This window comes from Mycobacterium paraintracellulare (assembly GCF_000276825.1).
GTDB lineage: Bacteria > Actinomycetota > Actinomycetes > Mycobacteriales > Mycobacteriaceae > Mycobacterium > Mycobacterium intracellulare.
The window spans coordinates 1,139,432-1,157,242 of record NC_016948.1 but is presented as its reverse complement, the minus strand read 5'-3'; the positions used below and the strand labels follow the sequence as shown (position 1 = coordinate 1,157,242).

Annotated in this window: 22 protein-coding genes; 8 read left to right on the top strand and 14 right to left on the bottom strand. The window is 67.2% G+C overall.

The features are described 5' to 3' along the window. Positions 1-9 precede the first annotated feature (9 nt). Positions 10-1,032: a phosphogluconate dehydrogenase (NAD(+)-dependent, decarboxylating) gene (gnd, locus tag OCQ_RS05700; protein ID WP_009953426.1), complete on the bottom strand. Its 1,023-nt coding sequence runs from the start codon at positions 1,030-1,032 to the stop codon at positions 10-12. Between the two features lie 16 nt (positions 1,033-1,048). Beyond that, on the bottom strand, positions 1,049-2,458 hold the full coding sequence (locus tag OCQ_RS05695) for a glucose-6-phosphate dehydrogenase (RefSeq protein ID WP_014384005.1): 1,410 nt from the start codon (positions 2,456-2,458) through the stop codon (positions 1,049-1,051). 122 nt (positions 2,459-2,580) lie between these two features. Here OCQ_RS05695 and OCQ_RS05690 point away from each other — a divergent pair, with 122 nt between their 5' ends. Beyond that, positions 2,581-3,414, top strand: a complete 834-nt coding sequence (locus tag OCQ_RS05690; protein WP_009953429.1) for an adenylate/guanylate cyclase domain-containing protein — start codon at positions 2,581-2,583, stop codon at positions 3,412-3,414. Here OCQ_RS05690 and OCQ_RS25830 read toward each other — a convergent pair. Beyond that, complete coding sequence (locus OCQ_RS25830) at positions 3,366-3,575, bottom strand: hypothetical protein (protein ID WP_014381976.1); 210 nt, start codon at positions 3,573-3,575, stop codon at positions 3,366-3,368. The genes OCQ_RS05690 and OCQ_RS25830 overlap by 49 nt on opposite strands. Before the next feature lie 146 nt (positions 3,576-3,721). Between OCQ_RS25830 and OCQ_RS05685 the strand changes: the two genes are divergently transcribed. After that, positions 3,722-4,405: a hypothetical protein gene (locus tag OCQ_RS05685; protein ID WP_014384004.1), complete on the top strand. Its 684-nt coding sequence runs from the start codon at positions 3,722-3,724 to the stop codon at positions 4,403-4,405. Positions 4,406-4,453: 48 nt separating this feature from the next. Here the strand turns inward: OCQ_RS05685 and OCQ_RS05680 are convergent, their stop codons facing one another. From OCQ_RS05680 to OCQ_RS05645, 8 genes are all read right to left on the bottom strand, one after another. Beyond that, positions 4,454-4,777 carry a putative quinol monooxygenase gene (locus tag OCQ_RS05680; protein WP_009953431.1) on the bottom strand — a complete coding sequence of 108 codons (324 nt, stop codon included), beginning with the start codon at positions 4,775-4,777 and terminating at the stop codon, positions 4,454-4,456. 362 nt (positions 4,778-5,139) lie between these two features. Next, positions 5,140-5,772: a peptidoglycan endopeptidase gene (locus OCQ_RS05675; RefSeq protein ID WP_232065569.1), complete on the bottom strand. Its 633-nt coding sequence runs from the start codon at positions 5,770-5,772 to the stop codon at positions 5,140-5,142. Between the two features lie 124 nt (positions 5,773-5,896). Continuing rightward, the gene (locus OCQ_RS26865; RefSeq protein ID WP_179960061.1) at positions 5,897-6,256 is read right to left on the bottom strand and encodes a hypothetical protein; all 360 of its coding nucleotides are present in this window, start codon (positions 6,254-6,256) and stop codon (positions 5,897-5,899) included. 85 nt (positions 6,257-6,341) lie between these two features. Further along, on the bottom strand, positions 6,342-6,725 hold the full coding sequence (locus OCQ_RS05665) for a hypothetical protein (protein ID WP_014941409.1): 384 nt from the start codon (positions 6,723-6,725) through the stop codon (positions 6,342-6,344). Between the two features lie 98 nt (positions 6,726-6,823). Then, a complete protein-coding gene (locus OCQ_RS05660; protein ID WP_009953435.1) occupies positions 6,824-7,222 on the bottom strand; it encodes a VOC family protein in 399 nt (132 codons plus the stop codon). Positions 7,223-7,300: 78 nt separating this feature from the next. Beyond that, the gene (locus OCQ_RS05655; protein WP_038535279.1) at positions 7,301-7,852 is read right to left on the bottom strand and encodes a VOC family protein; all 552 of its coding nucleotides are present in this window, start codon (positions 7,850-7,852) and stop codon (positions 7,301-7,303) included. Positions 7,853-7,909: 57 nt separating this feature from the next. After that, positions 7,910-8,281, bottom strand: a complete 372-nt coding sequence (locus tag OCQ_RS05650; protein ID WP_041784823.1) for a type II toxin-antitoxin system VapC family toxin — start codon at positions 8,279-8,281, stop codon at positions 7,910-7,912. Continuing rightward, entirely contained in the window at positions 8,268-8,474 is a 207-nt protein-coding gene (locus OCQ_RS05645; RefSeq protein WP_026071432.1) for a type II toxin-antitoxin system VapB family antitoxin, read from the bottom strand. The genes OCQ_RS05650 and OCQ_RS05645 overlap by 14 nt, the downstream gene beginning before the upstream one ends. Positions 8,475-8,712: 238 nt before the next feature. On the opposite strand from OCQ_RS05645, the gene OCQ_RS05640 reads away from it, so the two are divergent. Next, complete coding sequence (locus OCQ_RS05640; RefSeq protein ID WP_014384000.1) at positions 8,713-9,375, top strand: class I SAM-dependent methyltransferase; 663 nt, start codon at positions 8,713-8,715, stop codon at positions 9,373-9,375. A gap of 79 nt (positions 9,376-9,454) precedes the next feature. On the opposite strand, the gene ychF is transcribed toward OCQ_RS05640, so the two are convergent. After that, complete coding sequence (gene ychF, locus OCQ_RS05635; protein ID WP_009953440.1) at positions 9,455-10,528, bottom strand: redox-regulated ATPase YchF; 1,074 nt, start codon at positions 10,526-10,528, stop codon at positions 9,455-9,457. Between the two features lie 141 nt (positions 10,529-10,669). Here ychF and OCQ_RS05630 point away from each other — a divergent pair, with 141 nt between their 5' ends. Then, entirely contained in the window at positions 10,670-11,815 is a 1,146-nt protein-coding gene (locus OCQ_RS05630) for a DUF6542 domain-containing protein (RefSeq protein ID WP_179960060.1), read from the top strand. Positions 11,816-11,860: 45 nt separating this feature from the next. On the opposite strand, the gene OCQ_RS05625 is transcribed toward OCQ_RS05630, so the two are convergent. Further along, on the bottom strand, positions 11,861-12,859 hold the full coding sequence (locus tag OCQ_RS05625; protein WP_008254378.1) for a 4-hydroxy-3-methylbut-2-enyl diphosphate reductase: 999 nt from the start codon (positions 12,857-12,859) through the stop codon (positions 11,861-11,863). An 89-nt stretch (positions 12,860-12,948) separates the two neighbouring features. Here OCQ_RS05625 and OCQ_RS05620 point away from each other — a divergent pair, with 89 nt between their 5' ends. From OCQ_RS05620 to OCQ_RS05605, 4 genes are all read left to right on the top strand, one after another. Further along, a complete protein-coding gene (locus tag OCQ_RS05620) occupies positions 12,949-13,548 on the top strand; it encodes a lipid droplet-associated protein (RefSeq protein ID WP_009953444.1) in 600 nt (199 codons plus the stop codon). Continuing rightward, positions 13,545-14,792, top strand: a complete 1,248-nt coding sequence (xseA, locus tag OCQ_RS05615) for an exodeoxyribonuclease VII large subunit (protein WP_014383998.1) — start codon at positions 13,545-13,547, stop codon at positions 14,790-14,792. The genes OCQ_RS05620 and xseA overlap by 4 nt, the downstream gene beginning before the upstream one ends. Beyond that, entirely contained in the window at positions 14,782-15,051 is a 270-nt protein-coding gene (locus OCQ_RS05610; protein WP_008254374.1) for an exodeoxyribonuclease VII small subunit, read from the top strand. Before xseA ends, OCQ_RS05610 begins: the two co-directional genes overlap by 11 nt. A 61-nt stretch (positions 15,052-15,112) precedes the next feature. After that, entirely contained in the window at positions 15,113-16,213 is a 1,101-nt protein-coding gene (locus tag OCQ_RS05605) for a 3-beta-hydroxysteroid dehydrogenase (protein WP_014383997.1), read from the top strand. Here the strand turns inward: OCQ_RS05605 and OCQ_RS05600 are convergent. Then, a complete protein-coding gene (locus OCQ_RS05600) occupies positions 16,210-17,754 on the bottom strand; it encodes a carboxylesterase/lipase family protein (protein ID WP_014383996.1) in 1,545 nt (514 codons plus the stop codon). The genes OCQ_RS05605 and OCQ_RS05600 overlap by 4 nt on opposite strands. Positions 17,755-17,811: the final 57 nt, after the last annotated feature.

Genomic DNA, 17,811 nt, shown 5'->3' with positions numbered 1-17,811 from the left:
CCAGTTCGGTCAGTTCGCCGGCTTCTCCGCGTGCCCGCCGAATTGCTTACGCATCGCCGAAAGCGCCTTGTTGGCGAAGTCGTCGAGCGAACGCGAGGCGAAGCGCGACTGCAACGCGGTGGTCAGCACCGGCGAGGGGACTCCCTCGTCGATCGCGGCGATGGACGTCCACCGTCCCTCTCCGGAGTCCGAGACGCGCCCGGAGAATTCCTTCAGCTCCGGGGATTCGTGCAGGGCGATCGCCGTCAGATCCAAGAGCCAGGACCCGATGACGCTGCCGCGCCGCCACACCTCGGCGACCTCGGGGATGTCGAAGTCGTACTGGTAGAACTCCGGATTCGACAGCGGCGCCGTTTCCGCGTCACCTTCCTGGACGTGCTTGCCGATGTCGGCGTTGCGCAAAATGTTCAGCCCCTCGGCGAGCGAGGCCATCATGCCGTACTCGATGCCGTTGTGCACCATCTTCACGAAGTGCCCGGCGCCGGCCGGCCCGCAATGCAAGTACCCCTGCTCCGACGTCGCGACCTCGCCGTCGCGGCCCGGTGTGCGCGGTGCCGCGTCGACGCCCGGCGCGACGGTGGCGAAGATCGGCTCGGCGCGCGCGAACGCTTCGTCGTCGCCGCCGACCATCAGGCAGTACCCACGTTCGCGGCCCCACACCCCGCCGCTGGTGCCGCAGTCCAGGAAGTGAATGCCCTTCTCCGACAGCGTCTTTGCGTGGCTGATGTCGTCGCGGTAGTAGGAGTTCCCGCCGTCGATGACGATGTCGCCGGACTCGAGTGTCTCGGCCAGTTCGTCGATCACCCCGGTGGTGATCGTCCCGGCCGGCACCATCACCCATACGACGCGCGGCGCGGTCATCTTCTCGGCGAGCTCTTGCAGCGAGGACACCCCGGTGGTCTTGTCCTCCCCCGCCATCGCCTCCACCGCGTCGGGGTTGTGGTCGTACACCACGCATTCATGTCCTCCCGCGACCACGCGTCGGACGATGTTGGCGCCCATCCGGCCGAGGCCGATCATCCCAAGCTGCATGCTGTCCCTGGTCTCCTTACTGTTTCGTGGCCGTGCTGCGCGGCAGCCACGGCTCCTGCCAGGCGTGGTGGCCACGCACCAGCGCTTCGGCGGCCTCCGGCCCCCAGGAGCCTTGGTCGTAGTGGTGGATTCGACCCGGCTTGTCCAGCAACGGCTGCACGATCCGCCACGTCTCTTCGATGGCGTCCTCGCGGGCGAACAGCTGGCGATCTCCGTTGAACGCGGCGTAGAGCAGCCGTTCGTAGGGGCGTACCGGCTCGCCGAGATCCTCGGCGAACGACGAGTCCAGGTGAACGTCGTGCCACGAATCGCCGACCTGAGCGGACAGCTGCAGCCGCATCCCGGGGTCGGGGTCGATGCGCAGCACGATCTGGTTGGGATCGGGTGGGCGACGGTTGGGCAGGAACGAAAACCCGGGGACATGGTGCAGGAACATCCGGACCTCGGTGACCTTTTCCGGCAGCGCCTTGCCGGCGCGCAGGAAGATCGGCACGCCGGCCCAGCGCCAGTTGTCGATCTCGGTGCGCAGCGCGACGTAGGTCTCGGTGGTGGAATCCTTTGCCACGCCGGCGACTTCGGTATAACCGCGGTACTGCCCACGCACGCAGCGCTCCGGGTCCAGCGCGGGCATGGCCCGGAAAACCTCGGCCTTCTTGTCGTTGAGGTCGTCGGCGCCGGCGCCCACCGGGGGCTCCATGGCGACCAGCGCCAGCACCTGCAGCAGATGGTTTTGCACGACGTCGCGCAGCGCTCCCACCGCGTCGTAGAACTTGCCGCGGTCCTCGATCCCGAAGTCCTCGGCCATGGTGATGTGGATCTCGGAGATGCTCTCGCGGTCCCACAGCTTCGCCAGGCCGTTGTTGGCGAAGCGCAGGTACTGCAGTTCTTCGACGGGTTGTTTGCCCAAAAAGTGGTCCACGCGCAGGATTTGGTCTTCGTCGAGCACCGCGCGCAGCCGGGCGTTGAGGTCGCGCGCCGACTCCAGGTCGTGGCCGAACGGCTTCTCGATCGCCACCCGCGCCCGCTCCAGCAGGTCGGCCTTCGCCAGGTTCTCCACGATGGGCGCGAACAGCGCCGGCGGCATCTCGAGGTAGTAGAGCGGATGCGCGTCCGAATCGATCTCCTTGGCGAGCTGCTTGTAGAGATCGGCATCGGTGACGTCGCCGTGCAAGTAGGAGATCCGGCCGGCCAGCCGGTCGAACACCGCGTCGTCGAACTTCTCGCCGGATTTCTGGATGGCGTCGCGCGCCCGGTCCAGCAGCTGCTCGGTGGTGATGTCGTCGCTGGCCACGCCGATGATCGGGTGGTGTAGCTCGTCGCGACGCTCGAGGCGATACAGGGCGCGAAACGTCATCTTGCGCGCCAGGTCGCCGGTGATTCCGAAGATCACCAGCAGGTCGGATGAATCACCGTCGCCGTCGGCCAAAACCGCTCCTCCCGAAAGTCACCTGATGGGACGCCCCTGAGATCACTACCCGCGGCCGGCGGCCTCAACCCTAGACACTGCTCACAGGGCCGACAACCTAGCCGGACCGCGGCCTTGCAAGGATGACCGGCATGGGTGACGCGCTGCATGTCTCGGTCTACATTCTGGCCGGGTTTGCTGCGATCGAGGCCATCGGGTTGGTGGTGCTGTGGCAGCTGCTCGCGCGCAGTCAGCGCGAGCTCGACGAGCTGCGCCAGCGAAACGACGCCCGCAGCTGGTTGCTGTCGGGCGGCCGCGAAGCCGTGAAGACGGTGTGGAACACCGCCAACCTGGTGCGCAAGGAGGGCTTCGGGGCGGCGGTGCGCAGCTCGATCGAAGACCTCGCGGACTGGGCCGAGGTCGAACGGCCCGACCTCGCGCGGGTCACGCCGGACGGCCGGGTGGTGATCCTGTTCTCCGACATCGAGGAGTCCACCGCGCTGAACGAGCGCATCGGGGACCGGGCGTGGGTCAAACTGATCAGCTCGCACGACAAGCTGGTCTCGGATCTGGTGCAGCGGCGGTCCGGGCACGTGGTGAAGAGTCAGGGCGACGGATTCATGATCGCCTTCGCGCGCGCCGAAGAGGCGGTGCGCTGCGGGATCGACCTGCAACGCGCGTTGCGCAGGGATGCAAACCGCAAGCGGCACGAGGAGATTCGCGTTCGGATCGGCATCCATATGGGACGGTCGGTGCGCCGCGGCGATGACTTGTTCGGCCGCAATGTCGCCATGGCGGCGCGGGTCGCGGCACAAGCCGCCGGTGGCGAGATCTTGGTGAGTCAGCCGGTGCGGGACGCGCTTTCGGAGTCCGAGGGCATCCGTTTCGACGGCGGCCGCGACGTCGAGCTGAAGGGTTTTTCGGGCAGCTATCGGTTGTTCGCCGTTGAGCCCTCGGCCGATCCCGGCCCGGACTGAAGGCCTCCCCCTTCGTATTCGGCCAACCGCTGATGCAACCGATTGCGGACCTCGTCGGCGGTGTAGGCGCGCCGCTTGCGCTGGTCGCGAGCCACCAGCACGCCCCCGGCGACGACGCCGGCGGCACCGGCCAGTCCCAGCCACTTCCACACACTGCGCATGAGACCAGGCTATGCGTAGTCCCCGTCGTCGCGCGCTGGTTGTGATTGACTGGTGTGCCCGCGAGGCACGGCACCGCGACGCGCAGGCGGGCTCAGGAGACGAGGAGACCGGCGAAAGCCGCAGCGGCGAACGGGCTTACACAACCATGCTCACCTTGAACCAAGCGCTCGAGGAGACCCGTACGGGCGATCTTTGGCTGTTTCGCGGCGGTTCGGGACCCGACCGTGCCATCCAGACCTTGACGAACGCCCCGGTGAACCACGTGGGAATGACGGTGGCCATCGACGACTTGCCGCCGCTGATCTGGCACGCCGAACTGGGTGACAAGCTCGCCGACCTGTGGACGGGGACGAACCACCGCGGCGTGCAACTCAACGATCTGCAGCAGTCCGTCTTGCAGTGGACCCAGCGCTACCACCAGCGGTGCTGGCTGCGCCAGCTGACGCCGCCGGCCAACCGCGAGCAAGAGAACAAGCTGCTGCGCGTCATCGCCCGCATGGACGGCACCGCGTTTCCGACCACCATGCGCCTGACCGGCCGGTGGTTGCGCGGCCGCCTGCCGAACGCGTACGACTGGGCGCGCGGAATCCCGGTCGTGGACAGGAAAGTTCGAGAGTCGACGCTGCGGCGCAAGGAGCGCCAGCGCCTCGGCCTGGAGGCCGCCTACTGCGCGGAAACGGTGGCCATCACCTACGAGGAAATGGGTTTGATGGCCACGGAGAAGTACTCGAACTGGTTTGACCCCGGCTCGTTCTGGAGCGGTGAGAGCCTGCCGCTCACACCGGGATACGCGCTGGGCGACGAAATCGAGATCGTGGTGGCCGGCTAGCTTGGGGGGAAGGGTGTCTGGCCGGCCGCCGACATCCGTGGCCGGCGGCTAGCCGACCGACATCTCGCCCATCTCGGACCACCCAGTGGCATCGAGCGTCTGGTTGATGATCTTCGGCGTCGACTTCAACGCCTGCGGAAGTTCGTGCATGGCCCGCTTGAAGTGATCGCTGTTGACGTGGACACCGCCCGCCTCATCGTCGCGGAACGCTTCCACCAGGACGTACTCCGCCGGGTTGTCCAGGCTGCGCGACCACTCGAACCACAGGTTGCCCTCCTCGGCACGAGTCGCCGCCGTGAACGCGGCGACGAGTTCAGGCCACCGGTCCGTCCACTCGGGTTTGGTTTCGAACTTGACGACGATGAAGATCATTGCGGCCCCGCCTCGGTTCGCCGATTTCGGTGTGCCCGCACCGCAGGCAGCGCCAGCCTATCTGGCGGCGGGCACTGTTGCGGCGGGGTGTCGGGCGCGTTTCCGGTCAGCGAACGCGGCAGCAAAGTGTTCTCACGAGTCACAAGCAACCCATGAGAAACTTTCGCCGCGGCGCGCACTTCCGCCACTTTTCCGAAGGCAGTGTCGTAGCTCACACACGACTCGGCGATCGTGTCATTTCACTATTGTGCCGGCCCGTCGGGATGGCCGCCGCCAATCGTCGGAAAGAACCGATAAATGGCCGACGGCACGCATTTCATTTGTTATGAATCCGCAATTACCGCGCTGTCGGACAAATACAATTAAAGTGCCGGCGGGGTGTCCATCGGCGGTGCCGGAGCGTCGATCAAAACGGCGGGCTCTTCCGGCGGGGGCGCGGGCGCGTCCGCCGGCGCAGGAGCGTCGGGCGGAGGCGGCAAAGCGTCCGCCGGCGAAGGGGCGTCGGGCGGCGGCGGCAACGCGTCCGGCGGCAAAGCGGCGTCCGGCGGCGGCGGCAACGCGTCCTCCAACTCCATCGGAAGGAACATGTGATGCGTGAATCCGGCCTGGTAGGCGCCGGGGCCGCCCACGTGGACGCCGCCGCGCTCACCGCTGGCCACCGACGTCCCGTCGGGCAGCGTCACCGCGGTGTGGCCACCGTTCCATCCGATGACCAAGGCGTTGGGCGCGGTCCCGTATTGGAACCCTCGCGCCAGCAACGCCGCTTCTTCGTTTCCGGTATTAAATCGATCCCCAAAAACTGGCCTATCGGTTGCGGCATTCGCAATCCACGAAGCGAGTCCCGAACAATCGGTCCCGGCGGGAGAATCTCCGCCCGCGATATACGGCGTGCCGGAAACCTGATTGATCAACGACATCAATGTAGCAATAACGACCATGGGCAGCGAGGCTAGCAATAACATATATTGCCAACCAAAATTTGTGGCGCACGTCATTCGGTAAACCAACAATGACCTGTGCCGCAGCTAAAGCAAATTTATTACACACGGGTATATTTTTGGCGGCAAATTGCCCGCATTTAGGCGATGCCGTCCAGGGGTACCTCGGTCGCGTCACCCATCAGGCGGGGTCAGGGCCCCGTTCGCTTTGCGCAATCTCGCGGTCAACGTCGGCCTGGTCCCGCTCCGCGCGCGCCTGTGCGCGCTGCACCCCTTCATCGGCGCGCCGCAGTCGCGCGCGTTCCTGCTCTTCGCTCGTGCCCTCGCGTTCGTCCGCGCGCTGCTCTCGTTCGTCCGCCGCCCGCTCGCGCTCGTCGGCAATCTGGTCGCGCTGGTCGGCAATCCCGTCCCTTTTGCCGGCAAGAAATTCACGCTTTCGGAGCTCAGCCTCCTGCCGGACCAGGGCCCTTTCGCGCTCCTCGAGCGCGTCGGGCCCGCATTCCGGCCCCTCGGGCGGCTCGGCGCGGTCGTCTGCGGCCACAGTTCACCCTAGCCCCGGGAGGGTTGACCGTTAGCGCCGCCAATCGCGTCTGATCAAAGCGGCCTTGGCCCGAGACGGTGCCTGCTCAGATGGGCGTCCATATCCCGTTGTTCCACAGGCCCCAATCGGCGTCGGTCGGGTTCCACATCAGTTGAGCCCCCGGCGCCCACGCCGGTTGAGGTGGCTGCGGCGGCGCCCACGCCGGCGGGGGGCCCCAGGGACCCCAGCCCGACGGGGCGGTCGGGCCGCCCGGATGTTGCCACTCGTGGCAGCGATTCCAGTCCCAGTCCAAGACGTTGCCCCAGGCCGGGTTCCATGGCTCGCCCGGGCACCAGTGGTCGGTGGGCGCCGGCGCCGCCTGCGCGCCCGGGCCGCCGGCCAGCCCCAACGCGGACAATGCCAACCCGCTGCTCACCAGCACGCGCGCAGCCCGCCGCGGCCACGGTCCCGTTCGCTTGACAATCGTCATCTCCCCAGGATTTCCCTGGACCGGGATCCGGGCAAGTAGTTCTGCGGATCATCTGCAACCTGCAGGTCCGTCGACCGCCTCATCGCGGCGCCCGGCGATCAGAGCCCGAACTTCGCGCGCGCCTCGTCGGTGACCGGAGTGAACAGGTTGACGAGGTTTCCGTCGGGATCCCGGAACAACAGCGCGCGGTTGCCCCAGGGCATGGTCGTCGGCGTCGTCACGACCTCGGTGACACGCTCGCGCAGCCGCTCGAACTCGGCGTCCACGTCCTCGACGATGAATTCCACGATTGCGCTCCGGTTCGCCGCCGGCTCGGCCGATCCCGCCCCGAACAGCGGCACCGTCTTGTCGCTACCAATGGCCAGCGTGCCGGCCGGGGTCGGAATCTCCGCGAACAACTCGTTGCCCCACACGGCCGCGATCTGGGTGACCATCTCGTAGAAACCCACCAGGCGCTTGACGTCGGCGGTGATGATGCGGGTCGATACGAACTTCATGCGGTCCTCCTGCGGGCCCCGGCGGTGTGGGTGTCGTGCGGGAAGGATGCTAAGCGCCACCCCCGACAACGGCGGCGGTCATCGGGCCGGCAGGGTTCTCCTGGCCTGCATCGTGACGCCCGGGACCGTGTTCGCCAGGTCCGGCCGACTCTTCGCGAAGGCACGAATCGCGCGATAGAACGCCCAAAGTTGGCGAGGCGTAGGGACTTTCGGCACCCAGGCCAATTCCCAGTGAATCCCATTGATCGGGTCGTCGAAGAACACCGCGTAGTAGCCGGGCCAGTACTGCGGGTACTCCTTCGGCTCGTCGGTGACCGGGATCGCACGTTCGACCAAGAATTCACGATGGAAGCGGTCGACCTCTGCCCTACTGCGCGCCCACAACGCGATGTGGTTGATGCCGACCGCCTGATCGGAGTGCGTCAACTTGTCGCCGGTGCGGGCGGGTTGGATGCCGATGTAGCTGTGCGGGTTGACATTACGCGTCATGTAATACGTCGACTGGTATTCCATGTTGAGCGACGAGAAGCTGCTGTAGCCGAGCCAGCCGAACAACGCGTCGTAGAACGCGATCGAGTCGTCGTAGTCCAACACCGCGAACTCGACGTGACACACGCCCCGCCACCGCATAGCGCCTCCTTGTGTGACTGTTGAAGCGGAGCTGGATGACGGCTGCTCCAAACAACGTCACGACTCATCGACGATCGCAACACCCACTTCTTTACACGCCGCTTTCAACTTCTTGTCCCTCGTCCAAAGCCGTGCACCGTCGACGACAGCAACCGACCCAAGAAGGTGGGCGTCGATTGCGCTCAATCCCCTTCCCCACAAGCGGCGACGGTCAACGAGATGGAGGATTTCCGCGTGCGTCAACAACGGAAACTCGCGCAGATGGGACAGCAATCTCAGTACGTCGTCGCGCTGCTTGATCATACCGAGTGCCAGCTCCTCGATCACCATTTGGTGGCAACCGATTTCGTCGTTGGTCAAGCGGCCGACGAGGCGATGCTCGGCGACGTGCAGATGGTCAATCCATATCGATGTGTCAACGAGGATCACGGGTCGGCGGCCTCCGCCGCGGGGCGGCCGACGCCTTGGGGTCCGTGCCGCCGAGCGCCGCGAGACGGCGGGCGCTCTCTACCCGAATGAGGGTCTGCAATCCCTGACGGAGAAGCGCCGCACTCTCCGTCACGCCGGTCAGTTCCGCCGCCTGAGCCAGTAAGGCATCGTCGATGGTCACTGTTGTCCTCATCGACACCTCCATACGCATCATTTGATGCATACCATGATGCCACAAGTCGACCGGCGAGTCCTTCGGGCCATGATCACGCGGCCGGCGTTGGTCTGGGACGGAGCTAGACGTTGAACCGGAACTCCACGACGTCGCCGTCGGCGCGTCGTCACGATGTGCTGGACGATATTCGTCCGCCGACCGGACACCTTCGTTGCCCAGGCTCCAGTCACTTCATCCGATAAGCCGTGCCGCATCAGTGTCCGTGCTCTACGGTCGTCAAATGGGTGTCCGGGACGCGGTCATGGCGGGTATTGCTCAGCAGCTCGGCCATCCAAGTGGTCTGCGCGGGCGGTTGGTTGGTGCGGCGCTCAATCGGGGCAACCGGCGCTTCGTGAGCGCCGCCGCGCGGGCGCTGCAACCCGATGAAGCATCGGCGGTGGCCGATGTCGGATTCGGTGGCGCAGTGGGGCTGAAATTCCTGCTCGACAGTGTCGGTCCGTCGGGCAGAGTTCACGGTGTCGAGGTGTCGGAGACGATGCTCAGCCGAGCCGCGCGACGCTACCGCCGTGACATCGCAACCGGGCGGCTGTCGTTGCATTCCGGGTCCATGACGCAGTTGCCCTTTCCCGATGGGGCATTGGACGGCGCCATCACCGTCAACACCATCTACTTCGTCGCCGAGCTCGACAGAGCGTTCAGAGAGCTTGCCAGGGTGATAAACGGTCGGGGCCGACTCGTCATCGGACTGGCCGACCCCGACGTCATGGCAAAACTGCCATTCACGGAACACGGCTTTCACCTCCGTCCGGTGCCGGACGTGATCGACACGTTACGCAGCACCGGCCTCACGGTCGAACACCGCCAGATCAGTGGAGACGCCAACGCACGGCACCTGCTGATCGCCCACGGCGTCGCGTGAGAGGTCGCGAACGAGTGCGGGACATCGATCGAGGCAGACTTTCGACTTCGTTCGCCAGCGACCGCCCTACTTTGATGGCTTAGACGTTGAAGCGGAACTCCACCACGTCGCCGTCGGCCATGACGTAGTCCTTGCCCTCCATGCGGACCTTGCCGGCCGCCTTGGCCGCCGCCATCGAACCCGCGGCGATCAGGTCGTCGTAGGACACGATCTCGGCCTTGATGAAGCCCTTTTCGAAGTCGGTGTGAATCACCCCGGCGGCCTTGGGAGCGGTGTCGCCCTGGTGAATCACCCAGGCGCGCGCCTCTTTTGGGCCCGCCGTCAGGTAGGTCTGTAGCTTGAGGGTGTGAAAACCGGCCCGCGCCAACGCGTCTAGCCCCCGCTCGGTTTGCCCGATGGACTCGAGCAGCTCGGCGGCGGATTCGTCATCCAACTCCTGCAGCTCGGCCTCGATCTTCGCGTCCAGGAACACCGCGTCGGCGGGGGCGACCATCGCGGCCAGCTCGGCCTTGCGGGCATCGTCGGTCAGCACGGACTCGTCGGCGTTGAACACGTACAGAAACGGCTTGGTGGTCATCAGGTTCAGCTCGCGCAGCAGGGACGCGTCGACGCCGGCCGCGAACAGCGTCTTGCCCGAGTTCAGGACCGCCTCCGCGGCGACGGCCGCCTCGTGCACCGGCTTGCGTTCCTTGTTGTTGCGGGCTTCCTTCTCCAGGCGCGGCACGGCCTTCTCCAGGGTCTGCATGTCGGCGAGGATCAGCTCGGTCTCGATCACCTCGATGTCCGAGCGCGGATCGACCTTGCCGTCGACGTGCACGACGTCGTCGTCGGCGAACACCCGCACCACCTGACAGATCGCGTCACACTCGCGGATGTTGGCCAGGAACTTGTTGCCCAGCCCGGCGCCCTCGGACGCGCCCTTCACGATCCCGGCGATGTCGACGAATGTGACCGGCGCCGGCACGATTTTCTCGGAATCGAACATCTCCGCCAGCTTGTCCAGCCGCGGATCGGGCAGCGGGACGACGCCCTCGTTGGGTTCGATCGTCGCGAACGGGTAGTTGGCCGCCACCACGTTGTTCCGGGTCAGCGCGTTGAACAACGTGGACTTGCCGACGTTGGGCAGGCCGACTATTCCCAGGCTCAGGCTCACAGGGAGCCAAGTCTAGGGGCCGCGGGCGTGCCGGACGATCGGGACCGCCACGCGGCCGAGCGTGCGCGGGAATGGGGCACGCCACAGGATCGCTACGAGGTATTTACGAGCCTTTCGGTCCATTCCCGGTACGGTCTACATGTGTCAGCACAGCGGGCTAGTGCGACGGTGGATGGTGCTCACCGTTCGGTCCACCCCAACATCCCAGGCGCCCCCTGGTATGCAGCCCTGCTTATCGCCGTCACCGCGACAGCTATCGGCTACGGAATCGACGCTGGTCACAAGGAACTGACCCACGTCTTCGCGGGCTTCTATATAGCGGGTTGCGTGGCGGCGGTGCTCGCGGTGCGCCAGGACGGCATTTTCACCACCATCATCCAGCCGCCGCTGATCCTGTTCTGCGCCGTGCCCGGCGCCTACTGGCTGTTCCACGACGCCAAGATCGGCCGCCTCAAAGACCTGCTGATCAACTGCGGCTATCCGCTCATCGAGCGCTTCCCGCTCATGCTGGGCACCGCCGGCGCCGTCCTGGCGATCGGACTGGCCCGCTGGTATTTCGGAAACGCCCAGGGCACGAAGGCGGCGAGCACGTCGGCCGATTCCGCCGGCGCCACCGGCGTGCACGTCAAGTCCTTCTTCAACAGCATCGGCGCCAAACTGCAGTCGGCGCTGCAGCCCGATGCCGACGACACCGACGAGGCCACCGAGTCGCGCCGCGGCCGCACGTCGGGCTCGTCGGCCAGGACACGCAGAACGGCGCGCGACGGTCGCTCCTCCACGCGTTCCCGCTCCCGGCATGCGCGACCGTCCCTCGACGACGAGTCGGTCGAGCGGCCCGAGCGTCCACGGCGCAGTACCCGCCGCAATCCTGCGGCCGCCCGCGACTACGACGCCGAACCGCCCCGCCGGTCACGGCGCCGGCCCAGGCCGGAGGGCGACCCGGACTTGCGCGGCCAAACCCCCCGGGAGCCGCGCCGCGAGCCGCGCACCCGCCGCAATCCCTACGAGCGCCCCTACGACCGGCCCGCGCCCCGCGGCAGCCGTTTCGACGGCTTTGAGCCCTACGGCGACAGGTACGAGGAGAGCCGCGAGCCCTATGAGCCGCGGCGCCGGCGGCCCCCGTCGACCGGGAGCGGCGGGACGCATCACCCCATCTCGCAGGTCCGCTACCGCGGCGGCACCCAGGACCAACCGCGGGAGCCGCACACCGAGCGCCGGAGTCGCTCACGCACACCGGGTCGCGCGCACGGGCGGCCCGCGGCGGAATCCTGGGAGTACGACGTCTAACGGCGCAGCCGGGCGCGGCGAGTCACCGCCAGCGGTCCAAGGCCCTCAGCGGGCTGAGCGGATCTCGCGCGGCAGCGCGAACACGAGGGTCTCCTGCGCGGTGGTGACCGGTTGCACCAGGTCAAAGCCGCACTCGGCGAGCCGCTCGAGCACCCCTTGCACCAAGACCTCGGGAACGGACGCCCCGGACGTGACGCCGACCGTGGTGACTCCCTCGAGCCAGGCCGGGTCGATGTCGTCGGCCCAGTCGACCAGGTGGGCCGCGGCGGCCCCGCCGCCCAGCGCCACTTCCACCAGGCGCACCGAGTTCGACGAATTGCGCGACCCGACGACGATCACCAGCTCGCACTCCGGCGCCATCGCCTTGACCGCAACCTGCCGGTTTTGGGTGGCATAGCAGATGTCGTCGCTCGGCGGGTCCTGCAGCTTGGGGAATCGTTGCCGCAGCCGTTCGACGATTTCCATGGTCTCGTCGACCGACAGCGTGGTCTGCGAGAGCCACACCACCTTGTCCTCGTCGCGAACCGTCACGTTGTCCACGGCGGCGACCCCGTCGACCAGCTGCACATGGTCGGGCGCCTCCCCGGCGGTGCCGACGACCTCCTCGTGGCCCTCGTGGCCGATGAGCAGGATGTCGTAGTCGTTGCGGGCGAATCGCCGGGCCTCGTTGTGCACCTTGGTGACCAGGGGGCAGGTGGCGTCGATGGTGTGCAGGTTGCGTTCGGCGGCCGCCGAGTGCACCGAGGGGGCGACGCCGTGCGCGGAGAACACCACGATGGCGCCTTCGGGCACCTCGTCGGTCTCCTCGACGAACACCGCACCGGCCTTTTCCAGCGTGCTGACCACGTGCCGGTTGTGCACGATCTCGTGACGCACATAGACCGGCGGCCCGTGCTTTTCCAGCGCGCGCTCCACGGTCTCGACGGCCCTGTCCACGCCCGCGCAGTAACCGCGCGGCTCCGCCAGGAGCACGCGCTTGCGGGTCGGGGGGACGGCGACCGAGCTGGCTGCGCCGGGAATCCCCATGTCGACGGTCGAGGGCATGTCCCCCAGGGTACGTTCTGCCGACACGGGGCTGCCAGCTCGCGGCGGCGGGCTTGGAGTTAGCCGCCGCTTAAGGCAATCTTGGACCCATGGCTACTGCACCGTATGGGGTTCGGCTGCTGGTCGGCGCGGCGACGGTCGCCGTTGAGGAGACCATCAGGCTGCCGAAAACCATCCTGATGTACCCGATGACACTGGCCAGTCAGGCGGCGCACATCGTGATGCGCTTCCAGCAAAACCTCGCCGAGCTGGTGATCAAGGGGGACAGCACCCTCGAGTCGATTTTCCCGCCCAAGGACGAGAAGCCGGAATGGGCGACGTTCGACGAGGACGTGGACGACGCGATCGACGGGGCTTATGCCACGGTGACCGACGGCGGCGAGGGCGAACGCCGGGCCGAGGGACGGTTCGCGCTGTACTCGGTGGCCGACGCGCACGAAGATGCCAGCGCGCTGACCAAACCCGCCCGCCCATCGAAGAAGCCGGCGGCCGGCGCGTCGGTCTCGCAGCCGGCGGTGGCCACCGAGCTGGACTACTCGGCGCTGACGTTGGCCCAGCTGCGGGCCCGTCTGCAATCGCTGAGCGTGGATGAACTCGAAGACCTGCTGGCCTACGAGCAGGCGACCAAGGGCCGCGCCCCGTTCCAGACGTTGCTCGCCAACAGGATCACCCGCGCGAACGCGAAGTGACCCGAGCCAATACGTCCGAACCGAATTCCGCGGAAAACCCTTTTCCGGTGCGCGCGGTGGCGATCCGGGTGGCCGGCTGGATCGACAAGCTGGGCACCGTCTGGGTGGAGGGTCAGCTCGCCCAGGTCTCGATGCGGCCCGATTCCAAGACCGTGTTCATGGTGCTGCGTGACCCCGCCGCCGACATGTCGCTGAGCGTGACGTGCCCGCGCGACCTGGTGCTGAATGCGCCGGTGAAGCTGGCGGAGGGCACGCAGGTGGTGGTGTGCGGCAAGCCCTCGTTCTACACCGGTCGCGGCACATTTTCGTTGCGGCTCAGCGAGATTCGCGCGGTGGGGGTCGGAGAGCTGCTGGCACGCATCGATCGGCTGCGCAGGCTGTTGGACGCCGAAGGGCTTTTCGATCCGCGGCTCAAGCGCCCAATCCCCTTCCTGCCCAACATGATCGGCCTGATCACCGGCCGGGCGAGCGCGGCCGAGCGCGACGTGAGAACGGTGGCGGCGGCCCGCTGGCCTGCGGTCCGTTTCGCGGTGCGCAACACGGCGGTCCAGGGGCCCAGCGCGGTTGCGCAGATCGTCGACGCCCTACGTGAGCTCGACCGCGACGCCGACGTCGACGTCATCGTCCTCGCCCGCGGCGGCGGCAGCGTCGAGGACCTGTTGCCGTTTTCCGACGAGACGCTGTGCCGCGCGATCGCGGCGTGCCGCACCCCGGTGATCAGCGCCGTCGGCCACGAACCCGACAACCCGCTGTGCGATCTGGTCGCCGATCTGCGTGCGGCCACCCCGACAGACGCGGCCAAAAAGGTGGTTCCCGACACCGCGGCCGAACAGCGGCTGATCGACGACCTGCGCCGGCGCAGCGCACAGGCGTTGCGCAACTGGGTATCTCGCGAGCAACGTGCCCTGGCCCAGATACGCAGCCGCCCGGTGCTCGCCGAGCCACTGACGGCGCTGAAGGCACGCGCGGAGGAGATTCACCGCGCCCGGTCGGCGATTCGCCGCGACATCACCCGGCTGGCCGCCACTGAAACCGAACGGATCGGCCATCTGAGCGCGCGGCTGGCGACGCTGGGCCCGGCGGCCACATTGGCGCGCGGCTATGCGGTCGTGCAATCGGTCGGTCCCGCCGAGAGCCGAGTGCTGCGTTCGGTCGACGACGCGCCGGCGGGCACCCGCTTGCGGGTGCGGGTGGCTGACGGCGCCGTGGCCGCCGTCAGCGAGGGGCCGGCCGATGGCCCGTAAGAATGACGCCGGGGAGGGCCCCGCCGAGCCGGAGGGGACCGAATCCATTACACCTATTAGTCAGCTGGGCTACGAAGCGTGCCGGGACGAACTGATCGAGGTCGTGCGGCTGCTGGAGCAGGGCGGGCTGGACCTCGATGCGTCGCTGCAGCTATGGGAACGAGGCGAACAGCTGGCTAAACGCTGCGAGGAGCATTTAGCTGGCGCCCGCAAGCGGATCGAGGACGCGCTCGCCTCCGGCGACGCCGACGACGCCTGAGACCCGCAACATCGGAGGGCTGCGTTGAAAGATTTTTTCCGAACTGGAACACGTTTCAGTTATGATTTCGCGCATGGGTGATGCATCTCTGACGGCCGAGCTCGGCCGCGTCCTGGTCACCGGGGGGTCCGGATTCGTCGGCGCCAACCTGGTGACCACCCTGCTCGACCGCGGGCATCAGGTCCGCTCGTTTGACCGCGCCCCTTCGCCGCTACCGGAGCATCCCCAGTTGGAGGTGCTGCAGGGAGACATCACCGACACGGCCGTGTGCGCCCGAGCGGTCGACGGCATCGACACGGTGTTTCACACCGCGGCGATCATCGACCTGATGGGCGGCGCGTCGGTGACCGAGGAGTACCGCCAGCGCAGCTTCGGGGTCAACGTCGGGGGCACCGAGAACCTGGTCCGCGCCGGGCAGGCGGCCGGGGTGCAGCGCTTCGTCTACACCTCGTCGAACAGTGTCGTGATGGGCGGCCAGAACATCGCGGGCGGCGACGAGACGCTGCCCTACACCGACCGGTTCAACGATCTGTACACCGAGACCAAAGTGATCGCCGAGCGATTTGTATTGGGCCAGAACAATGTTGACGGCCTACTGACGTGTGCGATCCGGCCCAGCGGCATCTGGGGCCGCGGCGACCAGACGATGTTCCGCAAGCTGTTCGAGAGCGTGATCGCCGGTCACGTCAAGGTGTTGATCGGCCGCAAATCGGCCAGGTTGGACAACTCCTACGTGCACAACCTGATTCACGGTTTCATCTTGGCGGCCCAGCATCTGGTACCCGGCGGCACCGCACCCGGTCAGGCGTACTTCATCAACGACGCCGAGCCGATCAACATGTTCGAGTTCGCGCGGCCGGTGATCGAGGCCTGCGGCGAGAATTGGCCCCGCGTCCGGGTGAACGGCCCCGTCGTGCGCGCGGCGATGACGGGTTGGCAACGGCTGCATTTCCGGTTTGGGATACCGGCGCCGCTGCTCGAGCCACTGGCCGTCGAGCGGCTGTACCTGGACAACTTCTTCTCGATCGCCAAAGCGTCTCGTGACCTCGGCTATCAACCGCTGTTCACCACGGAGCAGGCGCTGTCGGAATGTCTGCCGTACTACGTGGGCATGTTCGAGCAGATGAAGCGAGACGCGTTGACGGCCAAGGTATCCGGTTAGCGAAAGCTCACCATCTCGCTGCCCCAGGCGGCGCGGATGTTCGCGTCGACGTCATGGGCGAGGGTGTCCTTCTTGCCGATGAGCAGGCAGGCACGGTCGGTCGCCCGGTAGCGGGGCCATTCCGGCTCACCGGCGGGTCCCGCGGGCGCGCCGTGCGCGGCGAAGTTGATCCATCGGGTGCGCACCCTCTTGGAGACCGCCTTGGCGGTTCTGGTGCCGCCGAGCTTCAGCGTGGGATCCTTGGGCGCACCGAGAGTTCCCCAGACGTAAGGCAATTCGGTGGCGTGCGCGGCTCCGACCGTCAGCAGCCTCAACAACGGGGTGGAGTAGTCGAACCGGTACAGATACACCGGTGCCGCGTGGGCGTGTCCCTCGGCCAGCCACACCGAGGGCATCCGGAAGCCGACGTCGGTGGCGATGCTCAAACTCCGCGCCTTGCGCCGCAATCGCGAATACGCCGAGCCGATCTCCTCCTCGGTGGGCAACTGCAAATCGGGTTGCTCGGCGGCGATCTGGTTGAACATCGAGGTGATCGCGCTCGGGGTGATCGGCATCAGCGGCGAGCGCATCAGCCGGAAGAGTGCCGCCTCGTGTTTGTTGGTGCCGATGATCAGCGGGACCGGGTGGGTGCGGCCCTCCTGCGCCAGCTTGACCGGGTAATCGCCCAGCACGTCGCCATCGACGATCGGCACGAACGCCAGCGTTCCCGGGTTGCGCGCCGGCACTTCGTCGAACACCTCTTGCGACGCGGCCAGGATCGCCGCCATCGGCATGTCGACCAACCGCTGCGCCTCCGACGGGGCGATCCCCAGTTTGCCGAGGAAGGCTTGGGTGACCCGGTGCGCGCGGTCGCGGTCGTACACCGAGGTGGCCGGCGAGCTCTGCGCGATCGCGCCGGCGAACAGGCCGTCGGCCGCCGGGCTGGCCAGCAGCGTCGTGACGATGCCCGCCCCGGCGGATTCACCGAACAGCGTGACCCGGTGCGGATCGCCGCCGAAGGCGGCGACGTTGTCGCGCACCCACTCCAGCGCCGCGAGCGCGTCGCGCAGCCCGACGTTCGAGTCGAACCGTCGCCCCGCGGTGTCCAACGACGTCAGGTCGAGGAAGCCGAGCACGCCGAGCCGATAGTTGACCGTCACCACGACGACGTCGCCGTGGCTGACCAACCTGCTGCCGTCATAGAGCGTCTGGCTGCTCGATCCCAGGACGTAGGCGCCGCCGTGCAGCCACACCAGGACCGGTTTGGCGTCCCCGGGCCGGGTCTCAGAGGATGCCCAGACGTTGAGCCGCAGGCAGTCCTCGCCCTGCGGTGCGCCCAGATCCAGCGGCATGTTGGGAAAGACCGGTTGCGGGCAGGCCGGCCCGAACACGGTGGCGTCGGCGATCTCGGTCCAGCGCCCGGGCGGTTGCGGCGCCCGGAAACGTAAGTCGCCCACCGGCGCCGCCGCGTAGCGGATGCCCTTCCACGCCTTGACGCGGCCGTCGTCGACGCCGCGGACCGGGCCGTTGCTGGTTTCGACCACCAGGTCGTCGATCGCCATGCGCGTGCACAATCTCCCGAGTGAGCTCAACAGGGTCGTTCGCCATTATCGTCGACG